Genomic DNA, 16,729 nt, shown 5'->3' with positions numbered 1-16,729 from the left:
TGACGACCATAGCGAGTGGGAACCACCTGATCCCTTGCCGAACTCAGAAGTGAAACCGCTCAGCGCCGATGGTAGTGTGGGGTCTCCCCATGCGAGAGTAGGTCATCGTCAGGCATTTACATAAGCAAAAACCCCCGACTCCGAAGGAGTTGGGGGTTTTTGTTTATGTCTGACCGATGACCCTTCCTCGCATGCGAGAGTAGGGTGAGAGCCGCCCGGACAATGCAACGCATTGTCAGGCTCGAACGGGCGAGGGATGTAAAGCCGCTTGCGGCGCCCCGAGCCCAGGCTCAAGGCCACGAAGTGGCCGCAGAGGCGTCAGGCATTTATTCAGAAGAACCCCGATTATTGAGAGATAGTCAGGCTTTCTTTAGTGTAAAAAGCCGCATGCATGGGCTCTCTACAAGTTCAGCCCGCTCTTTATGTGTGGGGCCGCGCCGATGGCTCCCTCGGCGTGGAGCGGCCTGGTCCTTCTCAAGGGCGGGCTCGTGGCCTTCGCCACCTCTTGCAGCTTCGCTGCAGCCCTTGTAAAGAGCGCCAGGGTGGCTCACCCCCATGCGACTCCCCTGTAGGGAACAGGGGAGAACCGCCGCAGGCGGGCCCTGAGGAAGGAAGGGCGAGTCTCAGGGAGGAGGCGAGTAGAAACATGGATATCTAAGCGTCATCGTCAGGCATGTATACAAAAGAAGCCCGGTCATCGAGAGATGACCGGGCTTCTTTATTTTCAGGCAGACCGCGCTATAGGCGATAACGTTCTGGCGGCAGCTGGCCTCTCTCGAAGGCGTTCAGGCTTTCCATGGTCGTGGAAGCAATCTCGGCAAGGGCTTCCTGGGTGAAAAAACCTTGGTGCCCGGTAACGACGACATTCGGGAAGCTGATCAGCCGGGCAAAGATATCGTCCAGTGGTATATCGTCGCTATGATCCTCAAAGAACATACCCGCCTCTTGCTCGTAGACGTCGAGCCCCAGGTAACCAAGCTTGCGCGTCTTCAAGGCATCGATACAGGCACGGCTATCGATCAGGGCACCGCGACTGGTGTTGATCAACATGACGCCGTCCTTCATGGCGGCGAACGCCGCCGCATCGATCATGTGATGCGTCTCTGGCAACAAGGGGCAATGCAGGGAAACGATATCGCTCTCCTTCAGCAGTTGCTCCAGTGCCACTCGTTCGATGCCTGCGGGTACTGGATGTGCATCTGTCACCAACACACGGCAGCCGAAGCCTCTCAGGATGCGATCCAGTGCCTGACCTATCTGGCCGTAGCCGACGATGCCGACTGTCTTGCCCGACAGGTTGAAGCCGAGCAGGCCATTGAGGTCGAAGTTATCTTCCCTGACTCGATTGTAGGCCTTGTGAATCTTTCGGCTTAGCGAAAGCATCAGTGCCACACAGTGCTCTGCTACCGCTTCAGGACTGTAGGCGGGGACGCGACACACCTGAAGATTGAGACGTTTCGCTGCCTCGAGGTCGATGTTGTTGAAGCCTGCACAGCGCAACGCCACAAGCCGAACGCCAACCACGGCGAGACGCTCCAGCACCGTGCGGCTCAGGTCATCATTGACGAACACGCAAACAGCGTCGAGTCCCTGGCAGAGGGTGACCGTGCGAGCGCTGAGGCGCTGCTCGAAGTGAACGAGCTCGACGGATGATGAAGGTGAGTCAGGAAAGAACGGTCGCTCGTAAGGCTGTGAACTGAAGAAACCTACCTTGATCATGCAGCGTCTACTCCCAGCGTTGGGTCATGAGTGTCGGTCAGGCGGTGGTCTCATAAAGCTCTATCGGTGTGCCGTCCGGGTCGCTCAGAAAGGTGAAGCGTGCGCCTGTAAACTCGTCGACTCTTACCGGTTCGGGAGTGGCCCCCCGTTCTTTCAGGATCTCAACGCAGGTATCCAGGTCATCCGTCGCAAAGGCTATGTGCCTCAGGCCACAGGCTTCAGGGTAACTTGGACGGGCCGGGGGAGAGGGAAAGGAGAAAAGCTCGAGTTGAATGTTGCCAGGCAACAGAAGATCCAGCTTGTAGCTATCGCGGTCACTGCGATATGCCTCATTCAAGACGTGTGCGTCGAGTACCTCGATATAGAAACGCTTGGCACTTTCATAGTGGGCAGTGATCAGTGCCACATGGTGAAGACGACTCAAGGGTAGACGAGCGGTCATGGACAACCTCGGAACGGTGGGCGCCGTGACGGCGCCCTGTTCAACTCAGCGGCACAGAATTTCCAGCACTTCGACCAGGGAGTCCATCTCATCGTCGGTGCCGATGGAAATGCGCAGGTAATGGCGAAGGGCTTCGGTATTGAAGTGACGCACCAGCACGCCGCGCTCACGCAGGCCCAGAAAGAGCTGCGCTGCATCGTGCTCCGGGTGTGTGGCGAGGACAAAGTTGGTCTGTGAAGGCAGCACCTCGAAACCAAGCTGCGCCAGGCGCTGACGGGTGCGTTCCCGCGTGGTGATGACGGCTTGCCGAGTGGCTTCGAAATAGTCGGTATCTTCCAGTGCGGCGATCCCGACAGCGCTTGCCAGCGCGTCGACCGGATAGGAATTGAAGGAGTCCTTCACGCGAATCAGGCCTTCGATCAGTTCCGGGGAACCGACGGCATAGCCAAGCCTCAGTCCCGCGAGGCTGCGCGACTTGGAGAAGGTGCCTGTTACCAGCAAGTTGGGGTAGCGCTCCACGAGGGGCACCGCACTTTCTCCACCAAAGTCGACGTAGGCCTCGTCCACCAGCACGACCCGGTCCGTCACCTTCTCGAGCAAGGCGGCAATGGCCTCACGTCCGTGGCCATGTCCGGTGGGAGCGTTGGGGTTGGCGAAAATGACGCCACCGCTATCGCTGGCCAGCGCGTCCAGGTCAACGCTCCAGTCATCGTTCAGGGGAAAGGTGCAGCTATTGATGCCGTACATGCGGCAATAGACAGGGTAAAAACTGTAGGAAATGTCCGGCATGGCCAGTGGCCGCTCTTGCCGGAAAAACGCCTGGAAGGCCAGCGCCAGTACTTCATCTGAACCATTGCCGGCGAACACGTGGTCAGCCGTAGTACCGAGCGCATGGGCCAGGGAGTCCCGCAAGGCACTCGACGTAGGATCCGGATAGCGTCTCAAGTGGTCTGGCGAAAACTCACGCAGCACACGCTCCACCCCAGGTGCGGGAGGGTAGGGATTCTCGTTGGTGTTGAGCTTGATCAGCTTCTCGCGGGGCTGCTCACCCGGTACGTAGGGGGTTAGCTCCCTGACGCTTGGACTCCACAACTTGCTCATGGTCTCTCGCTTGGCAGAGGTAGAAGGCGTGTTTACCACTTTGGTCATGGTGACCGCTGCCACCGCCCTGCGCAAGTCGCCGGCATGATACGCTGCGCTTGCTTAGCCATTCGCCGCCTAAGGGATTCCATGACTGCCCAGATCCTTGCCACCTTGCTGCCGGTCTTTTTGATATCTGGCGCCGGGACCCTCTATGGGCGCCTGCGCTCCCCCGATATTCGGAGCCTCAACACCCTTAACATGGAGCTTTTCGTTCCCATGCTGGTGTTTGTGGTGCTGGCAGATCGAAAGGCGCCGCTGGAAGAGTATGCGTGGCTGGCTCTGGCGGGCGCCATCATTGTGGTGGGGTCTGGCTTGCTGGTCTGGCCGATCGTCAAGTGGCTGAAGCTCGACGCCAAGACGGTCGTGCCCCCGATGATGTTCAACAACTCGGGCAACATGGGCATTCCTCTGCTGATTCTGGCATTTGGCGAGGAGGCGCTGCCGGCCGCGGTGGTGTTGTTTATTGTCGAGATGGTGCTGCATTTTTCACTGGGGCTGAAGATGCTCAGCCCGCATACGCCGCTCTGGCGTCTGATGAGAATGCCCATCGTGCTGGCCAGCCTGGCCGGGCTTGCGGTCAACCTGTCTGGCTTGGCGTTGCCAAGCTGGTTGCTGGAAGCCATGCACATGCTGGGCGGCGTCTGTATTCCGCTGCTGCTGTTCGCCTTGGGTGTGCGTATGCTCGATATCGACTTTGGAGACTGGAAAATCGGGCTGTTGGGCGCGCTGCTGTGCCCTTTGTCAGGGCTTGTGCTGGCATGGCCATTGATCGCACTGTTCGAGCTGGAAGGACTCAAGGCAGCGTCACTGTGGGTCTTTGCAGCACTACCGCCGGCGGTGCTCAATTATCTGGTGGCCGAGCAGTACCGCCAGCAGCCACATACCGTGGCGTCGCTGGTGCTGATCGGCAATCTGGGTAGCCTGATCGTCATGCCGATCGTACTGGGACTGATCTTTGCCCATGTGATGCCCCCAGTGTCCTAAGTGCAGGACAACACAGGGCTGTGCGCAGGGAAGCAGGGAGGTTATGCTGTCGTCAGGCTGCCGATTCGTCGGCTCCATGCTCAATGGTTAGGAGGACTTATATGCAACTCAGGACTTTGCTGGCGGGATCCGCCATGCTCGCCCTTTTGGCCGGCTGTGCGAGTGGCCCCAGCGATGACACTGCCGGTGGTGAAGCCATCCAGGCAACGTCTGCGACCTATCAGGGTACCCTGCCGTGCCGCAACTGCGACGGCATCGCCCTGACTGTCACCATGGACGGTGAAGAGCAAGGTGCTCCGGCACAGCGCACCTTCGATCTGACCGCTGCCTACCAGAACCACCCCCAGAATCCGCCGAACGAGAACTACTCCGGCAACTGGGATGTGTTGACCGGTACCGCAGACAACCCGGAAGCCACCGTTTACGAACTGGTGCCTAACGGAGAAGGTCAGACCTACTACTTCATGCGTGTCAATCCGCAGACGCTGGAGCTGATCGATCCGCAGCGTCGTCGTTTCCAGAACAATGACATGCTGCAGCTGACTCGCCAGCAGTAAGCGCGACGGCCAGTGACAAAAGGGCAGCCTTTGGCTGCCCTTTTGCGTGGTACGGTGCGGTTAAGCCAGCGCTGTCGCTTGAGAGTCGCCCTTGCGCTGATCACCTAGGCGGCGTCGCAAGCATCGGTCGGTCCCCTCGGCTCCCTATTACGACCTGTTTGGCAGGCCGTTGACCGTTGACGGCGAGCCCGCCAGAGAATGAGAGAGAACGTCTATGGCCAAGGCCAAGAGCGCCTTTGTATGCACTGAATGCGGTGCCGAGTATCGCAAGTGGCAGGGCCAATGTTCCGCGTGTCAGGAGTGGAACACCCTGAGCGAGGTGCGCTTGTCGTCACCGGCCCGCAGCGGAACAAGCGCTGGTACAAGTGGCCGAGGCGGATATAGCGGTAGCCTGTCGACGGAGGTGATCGATCTTGCCAACGTCGACCTGTCCGAAGTGCCAAGGCTGTCGTCCACCTTTGCCGAATTTGACCGGGTGCTGGGTGGCGGTCTGGTGCCCGGATCGGCCGTGCTGCTGGGCGGACACCCGGGGGCCGGCAAGTCGACGCTGCTACTGCAGACCGCCTGCAAGTTGGCCCAGCAGCGCAGCGTGCTGTATGTGACCGGCGAGGAATCGCTATCTCAGGTCGCCATGCGGGCCCACCGGCTGCAGCTGCCAACCCAAGGGCTCAAGATGCTGGCGGAGACCAGTATCGAGACCATTCTGGCGGTGGCAGAGCGTGAGCGTCCTGAGGTACTGGTGATCGACTCTATCCAGACCATGCACCTTGAGGACATTTCGTCTGCGCCTGGTGGCGTTGCCCAGGTGCGTGAGTCCGCGGCGGCGCTCACGCGCTTTGCCAAGCAGTCGAACACGGTGCTGCTGCTGGTGGGGCACGTCACCAAGGATGGCACCCTGGCCGGGCCGAAGGTGCTCGAGCACATGATCGATGCCTCACTGTTGCTCGAAGGTGGCGCCGACTCGCGCTTTCGTACCTTGCGCGGACAGAAGAACCGCTTTGGCGCGGTCAACGAGCTGGGCGTCTTTGCGATGCTGGAACATGGCATGAAAGAGGTGAAGAACCCCAGCGCCATCTTTCTGTCGCGTCAGCAGGAGCAGGCGGCGGGCAGTCTGGTCATGGTGGTATGGGAGGGTACCCGGCCCATCCTGGTGGAAGTACAGGCTTTGCTGGACGAGTCGGCACTGGGCAACCCGCGCCGCGTTGCGGTCGGGCTCGACGCCAATCGCCTGTCGATGCTGCTGGCGGTGCTGCACCGTCACGGCGGCCTGTTCACCGGGGATCAGGACGTGTTCCTCAATGTGGTCGGAGGCGTCAAGGTACTGGAAACCAGCGCCGACCTGGCCGTCCTGCTGGCGGTGGTGTCCAGCCTGCAAGGGCGAGCGCTACCGCGGGAGCTGGTGGTGTTCGGCGAGGTGGGGCTGTCTGGGGAGATTCGTCCGGTGCCAAGTGGCCAGGAACGCATTGTCGAAGCCGCCAAGCATGGTTTTACCCGCGCCATCGTGCCGCGAGGAAACGCGCCCAAGACCTCTCCCCAGGGCATGGAAGTGGTGCCCGTGGACAAGCTATCCGACGCGCTGGAAGTGCTGTAGCCCGGCGGCTTGCACGAAAGATCGCTCGAATGCATCGCACCGAGGCGCCGCACCAGCACGTTCCCGCAGCGCCGCAAGGCAGGCCCTGAACCCGTGGCAGGCTTCCTCGTGGCGCAGATGACATGCCAGGGGCCAGCCACACGCAGGGCCGCGTTGTGCGGTTCGGCTGGTGTAGAATGGGCCTATCACTGCCAAGGAGGTTTACATGAGCGCCATCCGCTTGACCCAATACAGTCACGGTGCCGGCTGTGGCTGCAAGATCGCCCCTGACGTGCTCGATGGCATCCTGGCCAAGGCAGGCCCGGGGGCGAGTCACTCGCAGATGATCGTGGGCAATCAGGGGCGTGAGGATGCCGCTGTCTTCGACCTGGGGGATGGGCGCGGCATGATCAGTACTACCGACTTCTTCATGCCGATTGTCGATGACCCCTTCGATTTCGGGCGTATCGCCGCCACCAATGCCATCAGTGACGTTTACGCCATGGGTGGCGACCCAGTGATGGCGCTGGGCATCCTGGGCTGGCCGCTGGACAAGCTTGGGCCGGATATTGCCGGTGATGTCGTGGCAGGTGCTCAAGCCGTGTGTCGGGAGCTGGGCCTGGCCCTTGCCGGGGGGCATTCCATTGATGCGCCTGAGCCCATCTTTGGCCTCTCCGTCAACGGGCTGGTAGATCTCAAGCACCTCAAGCTCAACAAGGGAGCCAAGCCGGGGGACCTGCTGTTTCTGACCAAGCCCCTGGGGGTTGGCATGCTGACCACCGCCGAGAAACAGGGCCTGTTGCAAAGTGGTCATCATGGCCTGGCGCGCGAGACCATGCTGGTCAGCAACAAGATTGGGGCGTCGCTGGCGCGTATCGAGGGCGTCAATGCGATGACGGATGTCACCGGCTTCGGCTTGGCAGGCCATCTCTCTGAGGTATGCGCGGCCAGTGGCGTAGCGGCTCGCATTGATTTCCGGCGGCTGCCTCGTCTGGCCGAGGCCGAAGCTTATCGCCGCCAGGGGGCCGTGCCCGGCGGCACCCGCCGCAACCGCGAAGCCCTGGGCGCCAGCTTGCCAGCGATGGACGAGGCACACTGGCAATGGTTGTGCGATCCGCAGACCTCCGGTGGCCTGTTGATCTCCGTACACCCCTCCTGGGAAGACGACGTGGAGCGCGTGGGTCGCGAGTTCGGCATCGAACTGGCCCCCTTCGGTGAGGTGGTCGAGGCCAGTGGCGACGCCTTGATCGAGGTGCGCGGATGACACTGCCGCTGGTACCGGCAGATCTCGGACTGCTGGTCGAGGGAAGAACCTTGATCGACGTGCGGGCGCCGGTCGAGTTTGCCCAGGGTAGCCTCCCTGGCGCGGTCAACCTGCCGTTGATGAATAACGACGAGCGCCACCGGGTCGGAATTGCCTACAAGGAATCTGGCCAGGATGCGGCCATCGCGTTGGGTGAGCGCCTGGTGTCCGGCGAGGTCAAGCAAGCCCGCATCGATGCCTGGCGGAACCAGCTGGCGTCCACGCCGGACGCCATCATCTATTGCTTTCGCGGTGGGCTTCGCTCCCAGATCGCGCAGCGCTGGCTGATGGAGTCAGGGATTGAGCGCCCGCGCATCGAAGGCGGTTGGAAGGCCATGCGCCAGGGACTGTGCGCGCGTATCGACGAGGCCGCCAGTCAACCGATGCTGGTCGTGGGCGGGCTGACCGGATGTGCCAAGACCGCCATCGTCCAGGCGCTGGACAATGGGCTGGACCTGGAAGGGTGTGCCCGCCACAAGGGCTCTGCGTTTGGCCGGCATCCCTTGATCGCACCCAGCCAGATCGACTTCGAACATGACATGGGGCGGCGCCTTCTCGGGTTGCACGGCCCTATGGTGCTGGAAGATGAGTCGCGCCACATCGGTGCCGCCAACATACCCTTGACGTTCTGGCGAGGCATGGAAGTGGCACCGCGGATCCGGGTGGAGATGCCCCTGGACTGGCGGCTGAATCAGATCCATAAGGACTACATCGACGACCTGTGGACGGTTTACCGCCAGCAGTTCGGCGAAGTGCTGGGCTGGAAACTGATGCGCAAGCAGCTGTCTTCGGCCCTCGGGCGGCTCAAGAAACGCCTGGGAAGCGCCCGCCTGGCCAGGCTCGAGCGCTTGCAGGCGCTGGCGTTTCGCGAGCACCAAGCCGGCAATCGCCAGGCCCATGAGGCTTGGCTGGCGCCCCTGCTGACCGAGTACTACGATCCGATGTACCGCTACCAGCTTGAAAAGCACGGGGAGCGAGAGTTCCTGCACGTCGGCGATTGGGACAGTTGCCTCGACTTCGCCCGCCACTGGAGCCAGCAGCGGGCAGCGGCAAGCTGAAGGTGCTTCAACCGGCCGGCGCGCTGCGCAACCACTGGCTGAGCAGGCGATCCAGCAGCGGTGCCAGCGTATCGAGCCGCTGGGTGGCGTCCACGATATCCTGGCCTGAGGGTGACGCGAGAGGTGGCTCAGCCCCTTCCGGCGGTGGAATCTGGGACAGCAGCGCCTGCAGGCTCTCGCTATGGTGATGCAGATGGCAGGCGAGTCCCACGACGCGGCCCGCGTCCCAGGAAAATCCCAGCACGGGGCTCGACGCCGTGCCGCCTAGGGGCAAGGCATCGTCGGGTAGGCCAAAGACCTGGCGGTGCCATAGCAGAGCGGAAAAATCGTCGGGTAGGTCGAAGGGGCTGTCATCGGCGAGGTGAACGACGTGCCAGCCGATCTCGGCACGGGTGCCCCGGCCCACCGGTGCGCCCAGTGCCGCAGCGATACGCCGGGCCCCGCTACCCAGGCCAAGCAAGGGTTTCTGGCCGTCCAGCGCCTGGTCGATCAGCTTGCGTTCAGCCTTGAGCCATGGCGCAGAGGTCCGTTCCTCCAGGTCATCGAGAATGATCAGGGCATCGCAATCGCCGGGGCGTGGGACCAGTTCACCGTCGTAGAGATGGAAGATGGTGAAGCTGTGTCCCATGCTGGTCAGCCAGTCGCCGATGCGTGCGGGGCCCAGGTGTGGATGGTGCTGCAGCAGATGAAGGTGCATGGGGCCTCGCTCCAGTGCCGGGCCGAATCCTTCGGCCCTCGATGAAAATGCAACCAGAACCAAAGGTTACATGAATCCGAACGTTCGAGAACAGATCCTCACGATCATCAGTGAGATTCCCCCTGGTCGGGTGACCAGTTACGGTCGGATTGCTGCCATGACCGATGGCGCGACCGCCCGCATGGTGGCGAGGGCGCTGCGCGACCTGCCTTCCGGGCATGGCTTGCCCTGGTTCAGGGTCGTTACCGCGTCGCGTAAGCTGGCAGACCATGGGGGCGCAGACGAGCAACGCAATCGATTAATGGACGAAGGGGTGGCGTTTGATGCCCGCGGACGCATTGCCCAGGATCGGTTCTGGCCATAGCCTGGAGCCGTAAGCCCCAGCAGTGACGTTCAGCCGTGAGCCCCAGCGATAAATTAGCGTCAACATTCCCAGGCCATGACGTCGAGACGCGACGTCAGCCGTCGAACTCTCGAGATTGAGGCCATACAGGAGCCGTCATGGCGAAACCAGGATTTCACCAGCGCTTGCAAGCGCTGTCCCTCCGACAGCAGCAGGGCTTCATGGCCGCGCTGACCGAGCGCATGTTGCCCAATTATGCGCTCTATGCCGATACCAGTGGCCACGGAGATATTTCCGGCATGCGCGTGATTCTGGACCTGGTCTGGGAGCAGTTGACCGTCAAGGATGCGCGGATCGACTTCGACCGTCAGGCCGAAAAGCTGGCGGAGCTTGAACCGCCGGCGGATGACGACAGCTTTGGTGCGCGGCGTGCACTGGATGCCGTGGTGGCACTGTCGGCGATACTCGACACCATGCGGGGTGACGCTCCGGACGCCGTGCTTGAGGTGAGCCGGGTGTCGCGCGCCGCGGTGCGTGGGTTTATCGAGCTGACGGAAGGCGAAGATGATGCCGAGCGCTTGGCGCAGATGGTCAAGACGCATCCGCTGATGGAAGACGAAAACGATTTTCAGGATGCCGCGTTGGAGGAGGCCGAGGCAGAGCCTTCCAAGAAACAGATGAAAGTATTGAAGAATCTGGGCCGCAATGGCGGTGTCAGCAATCTCGGGCTGACGCTGGACTGAGCCTGTCGGCGGTCCAGGCAGACCGCCTCTTGCATGTCGCCCCCGCCAGGGACTACCTGGTGGGGGCGACATGCTTAGGGCTCCTTGTAGCACTTATCTTGCCGTGCCCCTTAGAGGCTATCTCGCGGGCCGGCTGTTGGCAGGCCACGCCAGGCCTGTACCGGGCGAGGAGGCACCTAGAGGCGCATGGTGATGCCTCTGTCGGCCATGTAGCGCTTTGCCTCAGGGATGGTGTACTCGGCAAAGTGGAAGATACTGGCGGCGAGCACAGCGTCGGCATGACCTTCGCTGACGCCCTCGACCAGGTGATCCAGATTGCCGACGCCACCGGAAGCGATGACCGGCACGGCCACGGCGTCGCTGATCGCGCGGGTCACGCCCAGGTCGAAGCCAGCCTTGGTGCCATCCCGGTCCATGCTGGTAAGCAGCAGTTCACCGGCGCCGTACTCCACCATCTTCTTTGCCCACTCGACCGCATCCAGACCTGTCGGCCGGCGACCGCCGTGGGTGAAGATCTCCCAACGGGCGGGTTCGCCGTCGGCGCTGACCCGCTTGGCATCGATGGCCACGACGATGCACTGGCTGCCGAAGCGCTCTGCGGCTTCCCTCACGAAGTCGGGATTGGTCACCGCCGCAGTATTGATCGAGACCTTGTCGGCACCGGCGTTGAGCATGGTGCGGATATCGTCACAGGTGCGAATGCCACCACCCACGGTAAGCGGGATAAAGACTTCGCCAGCGATGCGCTCGACCATGTCGACGGTGGTATCGCGATCCTCGTGGCTGGCGGTGATGTCGAGGAAGGTGATCTCGTCGGCGCCCTGCTGGTTGTAGCGCTGGGCCACTTCCACCGGGTCGCCGGCGTCACGAATGCCGACAAAGTTGACGCCCTTGACCACGCGTCCGGCATCAACGTCGAGACACGGAATGATGCGCTTGGAAAGTGCCATGGAGCCTCCTCAGACCTGGGTCAGTTCGTCGCACAGGCGCTGGCCTTCAGCCACATCCAGACTGCCTTCGTAGATGGCGCGGCCGGTAATGGCACCAAGGATACCTGGCTCGCCTGCCGCGATCAGGGCACGCAGGTCATCCAGGTTGGTGACACCGCCCGAGGCGATGACCGGGATACCACCATCTCGCGCCAGGGCGGCGGTGGCTTCCACGTTGACGCCATTCATCATGCCGTCGCGCGCAATATCGGTGTACACAATGCTGGAGACGCCGTCGTCGGCAAAGCGCTTGGCCAGGTCCACGGCCAGCACTTCCGATACCTCAGCCCAGCCATCGGTCGCCACGCGTCCATCATGGGCGTCGAGGCCGACGATGATGTGGCCAGGGAAGGCGCGGCACATCTGCGTGACGAAGTCCGGTTCCTTGACCGCCTTGGTGCCGATGATGACCTGGGAAACGCCGGCGGTCAGATAATGCTCGATGGTCTCCGCACTGCGGATACCCCCACCGATCTGGATAGGCAGGTCGGGATAGCGCCGCGCAATGGCGGTGACGGCTTCGCCGTTGACCGGACGTCCCTCGAAGGCGCCATTGAGATCGACCAGATGCAGACGGCGCGCGCCAGCCTCGACCCAACGGGCGGCCATGGCGACCGGATCGTCACCGTAGGTGGTGGCCTCATCCATGCGGCCTTGCTTGAGACGGACGCACTGCCCATCCTTGAGATCGATGGCGGGAATTACCAGCATGTTGTGTCCTCGGGGGGGTGCCTAGAGTGTGCCTAGAGTGTGCCTAGAGTGTGCCTGTAGAGCTGCGTGAGACGATAATCAGGGGAACGCGTGCCGCCATGCCACCACAAACGCTGTGGTCGGGATGGCTGGGCGGTGTCGAATCGCGACCCGATCAGGGCATCCATTGCACAAAGTTCTCGAGCAGCCTCAGGCCGTCACGAGCGCTCTTTTCGGGATGGAATTGCACCGCAAAGGTAGCGTCACGGCCGACGGCCACGTGCGCGCTGACGTTGCCGTACTCCGTGGTACCGAATACCTGCTCGTCTTGCTCTGCGGCGACATAGTAGCTATGCACGAAGTAAAAGTGTGCGCCGGGCTCGATACCGTTCCACAGCGGGTGGGCATTTGGCTGCTGGACCAGGTTCCATCCCATGTGCGGCACCTTGAGGCGAGCCCCTTGGGTGTCCTGCATGTCCAGCGGGAACTTGCGGACCTGACCGGACAGAAAGCCCAGGCAGTCGACGCCACCATTCTCGTCGCTGTGGTCCATCAGCATCTGCTGGCCCACACAGATACCCAGCAGAGGCTTCGACTGGTTAGCCAGCAGCTCCCGTACCAGTCCGCTCAGCTCGGTCCGTTCAAGCTCTCCCATGCAGTCGCGGATGGCGCCTTGGCCTGGCAGTACGACGCGAGTCGCCCCCTGGATCGAGCGGGCATCGCGGGTCACCAGCACATTTTCGTGGGTGACGTGTTCCAGTGCCTTGGCGACAGAATGGAGATTGCCCATCCCGTAGTCGATGACGGCAATGGTCATGAAGCGCTCCTTGATGGTTGGCCCCGAGGCGCCTCCGTCGGAGATCACCTCAGATGTTGTGATTCTGGCGGAGTTGGCCGCAGGCGACCGAGTTACAGGCTACCCTTGGTAGAAGGCATCTTGCCCGCCATGCGAGGGTCTTCGGCAGCGGCCATGCGCAGCGCTCTACCAAACGCCTTGAAGATGGTCTCGGCCTGGTGATGGGCATTGAAGCCTTTCAGGTTGTCGATGTGCAGGGTGACCTGGGCATGGTTGACGAAGCCCTGGAAGAATTCCCAGAACAGCTGGGTGTCGAAGCGGCCAATGGTGGCGCGGGTGAAGTCGACATTCATGAACAGGCCTGAGCGGCCGGAGAAGTCGATGACCACGCGAGACAGGGCTTCATCCAGCGGCACATAAGCGTGGCCGTAACGGTAGATACCGCGCTTGTCGCCGATGGCCTTGGCGAATGCCTGTCCCAGTGTGATGCCAAGATCCTCGACGGTATGGTGGTCGTCGATGTGCAGGTCACCGGTGACGTCGATGTCCAGGTCGACCATGCCGTGGCGAGCCACCTGGTCGAGCATGTGATCGAGGAAGGGAACGCCGCTTTCACCCTTGAGGTTGCCTTCGCCATCCAGGTTGAGGGTGACGCTGATCTGGGTTTCCTTGGTGTCACGGCTGACCGTGGCAATACGCTCGGACATGTCGTCTCCTGCGCTCGCGCGCATGTCGAATATGAGGCCTTGATTCAGGGCGGGCCGCTCGCGGTGCGAGGCGCACAAGGCTGCCATTATAGTGAATCCGCGCCCCCATCCGCTACAATGCCACCATTCCAGTGGCGGCTTGCGCCGCCCTCCGGCCAAGGGAGACAGCTTATGCCGGTGACTCTCTATCGCGTCGACCGGGATGTCTGGGACGCCGATGAACAGGTGAGGATCGACCTGACTCGAATTTATGCCGATGCGCCAGAAGACCGCATCCAGCTACCCCCGGGGACTTACGTTACCGGTCAGCTTGAGCGAGGCTTCTTCTGGACGGCTCGTTTCAACGAGCGGCTGCTGGGGGCAGTGGCCGTCAGTCAAGGCGATGACCGCTGGCATATGCGTGACCTGTGTGTGCGCAAGACGACGCGTCGGCGTGGCGTGGGCTCGCGATTACTGGCTTTGATCAGCGCAGCCGCCAACCAAGAAGGCATGAAACTCAGCGTGGCGGCGTCCCAATTGACGCTGGCCGACCAGATGCTGCTCAAGCGCCTGGGGTATCAACTGACGCGTAGCGGTGATGATTTTCAACTCGACCTGCCCACGGGAGAAAGCGGCACATGAAACGTCTTGTAAGAACCCTTCTGGCGGTCGTCGGCGTCCTTGCGCTGGTGACGGTGGGAGCGGTGGTTTACGTCACCACCTTCTTCAATCCGGAAGACATGAAGCCGCGGCTGGTGGCGGTGGTGCAGGAGCATACCGGGCTGGATCTGTCGCTCGAAGGCCCGCTGGAGTGGTCCTTCTATCCACGTATCGGCGTCAGTGTGGCTCAGGCCGAGGCGCGCCTGGCCGACCAGCCTGATGATGCGCCGGCTTTCGCCGCGTTTTCTCGGGCATCGGTCAGCCTGGCGTTTACCCCTTTGCTGCGTGGCGAAATCGCCATCGATGGTCTGACGCTGGATGGCCTGACGCTGAACCTTGAACGTGATGCCGAAGGCACGGGCAACTGGGAAGCACTGCTTGAGCGTCTGGAAGACAAGGGACAGGACGCCGAAAAGGCGCTCGCCCCGGCCAGCGCGGGTCCCAATCCCAGCGATGATGGAGGGTTGTCCGTTGCCCTGAATATCGCCAGTGTCGAAGTCACCAATGGTCAGCTGTCCCTGGTGGATCAGCTGGCGCAGCGTGAATGGCAGGCCGACAAGCTCACCATCAATGGCAGCAACGTCAATCCTGATACCGCCTTCCCCCTCAGTTCGACCTTCCAGCTGCGCGTCTACGACCTGGTTGACGGCCAGCACAATGAAGAGGGTGACGCCATCGCCAGTCTGCAGAGTGACGTCTCGCTCGACGCTGACGTCAACCTGGGACTGGCCGACAGTCGCCATGTGCTGACCGATCTTACCCTGGAGACCAGCACGCTGGTGGAAGGAGCAGCGGAACCCCAGGAAGCCACCCTGAGCAGTGAGGAGCTGGTGCTCAACCTGAGCGAACAGCGCGTTCACATGGCACCTAGCCAGCTCGATGCCAGCCTGCTGACTCCCTCCTTGGGGGAAAAGCGTGTCGCGCTGGCGCTGGCCTTTCAGCTCGAATCTGATCTCGCTGCAGGGACGGCGCAAGTCAGGGACATTGCCCTGACCGGGCCTGACAGTCTATCGATCAAGGGCAATCTCAACGTGACTGGCCTGAATGACGCTCCGCGCTATGACGGTCAGGTCCGTCTCGCGCCGCTGTCGCTGCATCCCTGGCTGGCCCGGATGGGCGCCATGCCGCGCATGACTAGTGACGAGGCTCTCACCGAAGTCGCCTTGACCAGTCCGGTGGAAGGCACCCTGGAAGGTCTATCCCTTAGCGGACTGACGCTGGTGCTGGACGACAACACCTACTCAGGCAGTCTGGCAGCCGACTTTGACGGGTCACGCCTTGAGGCCGATCTGGATGGCGATCGACTGAACGCCGACAACTACCTGCCCCCACCGCAGCAGGACACGGCGGCTAGTGGTCTGCCGGGCATCAGCGCTGCGCTGGCGCAGGAGGAAGCGCCTGCCATTCTGCCCGCCAGCTTCCTGGCGCAGTTGGACGAGCGCATTTCCCTGTCGTTGGGTCAGCTTGTGCTTGGTGGACAGCAATATCAGGACGTTAGCCTGGAAATGGAAGGGGAAGGCGGCGTTCATCGGCTCACCGAGTTTGCGGCAGGCTTTCATGAAGGCCGCCTGAAGGCGACCGGGTCGCTGGATGCCAGCGGCGACACCCTTGCCTGGCAGCTGGCGCCGGTCATCGAGAGCGTGCGTCTGGAATCGTTGTTGACCTCGCTCGGCCAGCAGCCGGCGCCGGTCAGTGGCTCCCTGGTCGCCAGCGGTGAGCTGACCACCCGGGGGAATGCGCGCCATGAGCTGACCCGCCACCTCAACGGCACGCTGGATACGCGGATCAACGACGGCAGCATTCCACGCGCCAATGTGTCGCGTCAGCTGTGTACCGCAGTGGCCCGTCTCGAAGGTGAGCAGACCACCCGTGAATGGAGTGAAAACACCCGCTTCGACAACATCAGCGCGCGCTTTGTCATTCGTGATGGCGTCGCCCACAACGATGACCTGCTGATTACCCTGCCGGGCATCGAAGTCGCGGGTGGCGGACGCCTGGACCTTGGCGCGCAAACTTTTGACGCCGACGGCGCGGCACGTTTCGTAGATACCGCTGACGCCGCCTGCAGCGTGAATCGGCGTCTCGAGAAGGTTCCCTTTCCGGTGCACTGTGAAGGCTCACTGGAAGGCGACAGCAGCCAATGGTGCCGCTTTGACATGGCGGCATTCCAGAGCAACCTGGGCAACCTGGTCGCTGACGAAGCCAAGGCTCGCCTGAATGAAGAAGTCGAGGATCGGGTGGGCAAGGAGCTCGAGCGACTCGATGAGCGCATCGGTGAAAAAGCTGGCCAGGAACTTCGTGACGCAGTCCGTGGTCTATTTAATTGAGCATCAAGCAAGCCAGTCTCTG

General features: G+C 62.0%; 17 protein-coding genes and 1 rRNA gene. 10 read left to right on the top strand and 8 right to left on the bottom strand.

Annotated features, from left to right (window positions below):
• Positions 1 to 114, top strand: a 5S ribosomal RNA gene (gene rrf, locus KUW18_RS16910); the annotation flags it as partial.
• A gap of 624 nt (positions 115 to 738) precedes the next feature.
• Here the strand turns inward: rrf and KUW18_RS16905 are convergent.
• The 3 genes from KUW18_RS16905 to hisC are packed head-to-tail and all read right to left on the bottom strand — an operon-like array spanning position 739 to position 3,262.
• A complete protein-coding gene (locus tag KUW18_RS16905; RefSeq protein ID WP_261396752.1) occupies positions 739 to 1,719 on the bottom strand; it encodes a 2-hydroxyacid dehydrogenase in 981 nt (326 codons plus the stop codon).
• A 37-nt stretch (positions 1,720 to 1,756) separates the two neighbouring features.
• A complete protein-coding gene (locus tag KUW18_RS16900; protein ID WP_222561954.1) occupies positions 1,757 to 2,161 on the bottom strand; it encodes a VOC family protein in 405 nt (134 codons plus the stop codon).
• 45 nt (positions 2,162 to 2,206) lie between these two features.
• Positions 2,207 to 3,262, bottom strand: coding sequence for a histidinol-phosphate transaminase (gene hisC / locus KUW18_RS16895; protein ID WP_222561953.1), 1,056 nt, complete (start codon positions 3,260 to 3,262; stop codon positions 2,207 to 2,209).
• Between the two features lie 129 nt (positions 3,263 to 3,391).
• Between hisC and KUW18_RS16890 the strand changes: the two genes are divergently transcribed.
• The 5 genes from KUW18_RS16890 to mnmH all read left to right on the top strand — a co-directional run bounded on the left by KUW18_RS16890 (position 3,392) and on the right by mnmH (position 8,776).
• On the top strand, positions 3,392 to 4,288 hold the full coding sequence (locus KUW18_RS16890) for an AEC family transporter (protein ID WP_206940771.1): 897 nt from the start codon (positions 3,392 to 3,394) through the stop codon (positions 4,286 to 4,288).
• A 101-nt stretch (positions 4,289 to 4,389) separates the two neighbouring features.
• On the top strand, positions 4,390 to 4,845 hold the full coding sequence (locus KUW18_RS16885) for a copper resistance protein NlpE N-terminal domain-containing protein (protein ID WP_206940769.1): 456 nt from the start codon (positions 4,390 to 4,392) through the stop codon (positions 4,843 to 4,845).
• Positions 4,846 to 5,059: 214 nt separating this feature from the next.
• Positions 5,060 to 6,436 carry a DNA repair protein RadA gene (gene radA / locus KUW18_RS16880; protein ID WP_206940767.1) on the top strand — a complete coding sequence of 459 codons (1,377 nt, stop codon included), beginning with the start codon at positions 5,060 to 5,062 and terminating at the stop codon, positions 6,434 to 6,436.
• 205 nt (positions 6,437 to 6,641) lie between these two features.
• Positions 6,642 to 7,679 carry a selenide, water dikinase SelD gene (selD, locus tag KUW18_RS16875; RefSeq protein WP_222561952.1) on the top strand — a complete coding sequence of 346 codons (1,038 nt, stop codon included), beginning with the start codon at positions 6,642 to 6,644 and terminating at the stop codon, positions 7,677 to 7,679.
• On the top strand, positions 7,676 to 8,776 hold the full coding sequence (gene mnmH / locus KUW18_RS16870) for a tRNA 2-selenouridine(34) synthase MnmH (RefSeq protein WP_222561951.1): 1,101 nt from the start codon (positions 7,676 to 7,678) through the stop codon (positions 8,774 to 8,776). The genes selD and mnmH overlap by 4 nt, the downstream gene beginning before the upstream one ends.
• Before the next feature lie 7 nt (positions 8,777 to 8,783).
• On the opposite strand, the gene KUW18_RS16865 is transcribed toward mnmH, so the two are convergent.
• Positions 8,784 to 9,473 carry a type 1 glutamine amidotransferase gene (locus KUW18_RS16865; protein WP_222561950.1) on the bottom strand — a complete coding sequence of 230 codons (690 nt, stop codon included), beginning with the start codon at positions 9,471 to 9,473 and terminating at the stop codon, positions 8,784 to 8,786.
• A 70-nt stretch (positions 9,474 to 9,543) separates the two neighbouring features.
• Here KUW18_RS16865 and KUW18_RS16860 point away from each other — a divergent pair, with 70 nt between their 5' ends.
• Positions 9,544 to 9,837 (top strand): MGMT family protein, encoded by a 294-nt coding sequence (locus KUW18_RS16860; RefSeq protein ID WP_206940759.1) that lies wholly within the window; start codon positions 9,544 to 9,546, stop codon positions 9,835 to 9,837.
• A gap of 137 nt (positions 9,838 to 9,974) precedes the next feature.
• Positions 9,975 to 10,559, top strand: coding sequence for a YjaG family protein (locus KUW18_RS16855; protein ID WP_222561949.1), 585 nt, complete (start codon positions 9,975 to 9,977; stop codon positions 10,557 to 10,559).
• Between the two features lie 176 nt (positions 10,560 to 10,735).
• On the opposite strand, the gene hisF is transcribed toward KUW18_RS16855, so the two are convergent.
• The 4 genes from hisF to hisB all read right to left on the bottom strand — a co-directional run bounded on the left by hisF (position 10,736) and on the right by hisB (position 13,741).
• Positions 10,736 to 11,509, bottom strand: coding sequence for an imidazole glycerol phosphate synthase subunit HisF (gene hisF, locus KUW18_RS16850; RefSeq protein ID WP_222163904.1), 774 nt, complete (start codon positions 11,507 to 11,509; stop codon positions 10,736 to 10,738).
• A 9-nt stretch (positions 11,510 to 11,518) separates the two neighbouring features.
• Positions 11,519 to 12,259 carry a 1-(5-phosphoribosyl)-5-[(5-phosphoribosylamino)methylideneamino]imidazole-4-carboxamide isomerase gene (gene hisA / locus KUW18_RS16845; protein WP_206940753.1) on the bottom strand — a complete coding sequence of 247 codons (741 nt, stop codon included), beginning with the start codon at positions 12,257 to 12,259 and terminating at the stop codon, positions 11,519 to 11,521.
• Between the two features lie 154 nt (positions 12,260 to 12,413).
• Positions 12,414 to 13,055: an imidazole glycerol phosphate synthase subunit HisH gene (hisH, locus tag KUW18_RS16840; protein WP_222561948.1), complete on the bottom strand. Its 642-nt coding sequence runs from the start codon at positions 13,053 to 13,055 to the stop codon at positions 12,414 to 12,416.
• A 92-nt stretch (positions 13,056 to 13,147) separates the two neighbouring features.
• Complete coding sequence (gene hisB, locus KUW18_RS16835; RefSeq protein ID WP_206940750.1) at positions 13,148 to 13,741, bottom strand: imidazoleglycerol-phosphate dehydratase HisB; 594 nt, start codon at positions 13,739 to 13,741, stop codon at positions 13,148 to 13,150.
• A gap of 171 nt (positions 13,742 to 13,912) precedes the next feature.
• On the opposite strand from hisB, the gene KUW18_RS16830 reads away from it, so the two are divergent.
• Together KUW18_RS16830 and KUW18_RS16825 are read left to right on the top strand one after the other, a co-directional pair.
• A complete protein-coding gene (locus KUW18_RS16830; RefSeq protein ID WP_206940748.1) occupies positions 13,913 to 14,362 on the top strand; it encodes an acetyl-CoA sensor PanZ family protein in 450 nt (149 codons plus the stop codon).
• Positions 14,359 to 16,707, top strand: a complete 2,349-nt coding sequence (locus tag KUW18_RS16825; protein ID WP_222561947.1) for an AsmA family protein — start codon at positions 14,359 to 14,361, stop codon at positions 16,705 to 16,707. The genes KUW18_RS16830 and KUW18_RS16825 overlap by 4 nt, the downstream gene beginning before the upstream one ends.
• The last annotated feature ends 22 nt before the right edge of the window (positions 16,708 to 16,729 follow it).

It is taken from the genome of Halomonas sp. DP5Y7-2, from assembly GCF_019802025.1.
GTDB lineage: Bacteria > Pseudomonadota > Gammaproteobacteria > Pseudomonadales > Halomonadaceae > Halomonas > Halomonas litopenaei_A.
This window is presented reverse-complemented; position numbering and strand designations above follow the sequence as displayed.

Bases quoted from the DNA above. Each gene is read 5' to 3' on its own strand.
- selD (WP_222561952.1), top strand. From the start codon at position 6,642: ATGAGCGCCATCCGCTTGACCCAATACAGTCACGGTGCCGGCTGTGGC.
- mnmH (WP_222561951.1), top strand. From the start codon at position 7,676: ATGACACTGCCGCTGGTACCGGCAGATCTCGGACTGCTGGTCGAGGGA.
- KUW18_RS16865 (WP_222561950.1), bottom strand. From the start codon at position 9,473: ATGCACCTTCATCTGCTGCAGCACCATCCACACCTGGGCCCCGCACGC.
- hisA (WP_206940753.1), bottom strand. From the start codon at position 12,259: ATGCTGGTAATTCCCGCCATCGATCTCAAGGATGGGCAGTGCGTCCGT.
- hisF (WP_222163904.1), bottom strand. From the start codon at position 11,509: ATGGCACTTTCCAAGCGCATCATTCCGTGTCTCGACGTTGATGCCGGA.
- KUW18_RS16900 (WP_222561954.1), bottom strand. From the start codon at position 2,161: ATGACCGCTCGTCTACCCTTGAGTCGTCTTCACCATGTGGCACTGATC.
- KUW18_RS16825 (WP_222561947.1), top strand. From the start codon at position 14,359: ATGAAACGTCTTGTAAGAACCCTTCTGGCGGTCGTCGGCGTCCTTGCG.
- KUW18_RS16890 (WP_206940771.1), top strand. From the start codon at position 3,392: ATGACTGCCCAGATCCTTGCCACCTTGCTGCCGGTCTTTTTGATATCT.
- KUW18_RS16860 (WP_206940759.1), top strand. From the start codon at position 9,544: ATGAATCCGAACGTTCGAGAACAGATCCTCACGATCATCAGTGAGATT.
- radA (WP_206940767.1), top strand. From the start codon at position 5,060: ATGGCCAAGGCCAAGAGCGCCTTTGTATGCACTGAATGCGGTGCCGAG.
- KUW18_RS16830 (WP_206940748.1), top strand. From the start codon at position 13,913: ATGCCGGTGACTCTCTATCGCGTCGACCGGGATGTCTGGGACGCCGAT.
- KUW18_RS16905 (WP_261396752.1), bottom strand. From the start codon at position 1,719: ATGATCAAGGTAGGTTTCTTCAGTTCACAGCCTTACGAGCGACCGTTC.
- hisC (WP_222561953.1), bottom strand. From the start codon at position 3,262: ATGAGCAAGTTGTGGAGTCCAAGCGTCAGGGAGCTAACCCCCTACGTA.
- hisH (WP_222561948.1), bottom strand. From the start codon at position 13,055: ATGACCATTGCCGTCATCGACTACGGGATGGGCAATCTCCATTCTGTC.
- hisB (WP_206940750.1), bottom strand. From the start codon at position 13,741: ATGTCCGAGCGTATTGCCACGGTCAGCCGTGACACCAAGGAAACCCAG.
- KUW18_RS16885 (WP_206940769.1), top strand. From the start codon at position 4,390: ATGCAACTCAGGACTTTGCTGGCGGGATCCGCCATGCTCGCCCTTTTG.
- KUW18_RS16855 (WP_222561949.1), top strand. From the start codon at position 9,975: ATGGCGAAACCAGGATTTCACCAGCGCTTGCAAGCGCTGTCCCTCCGA.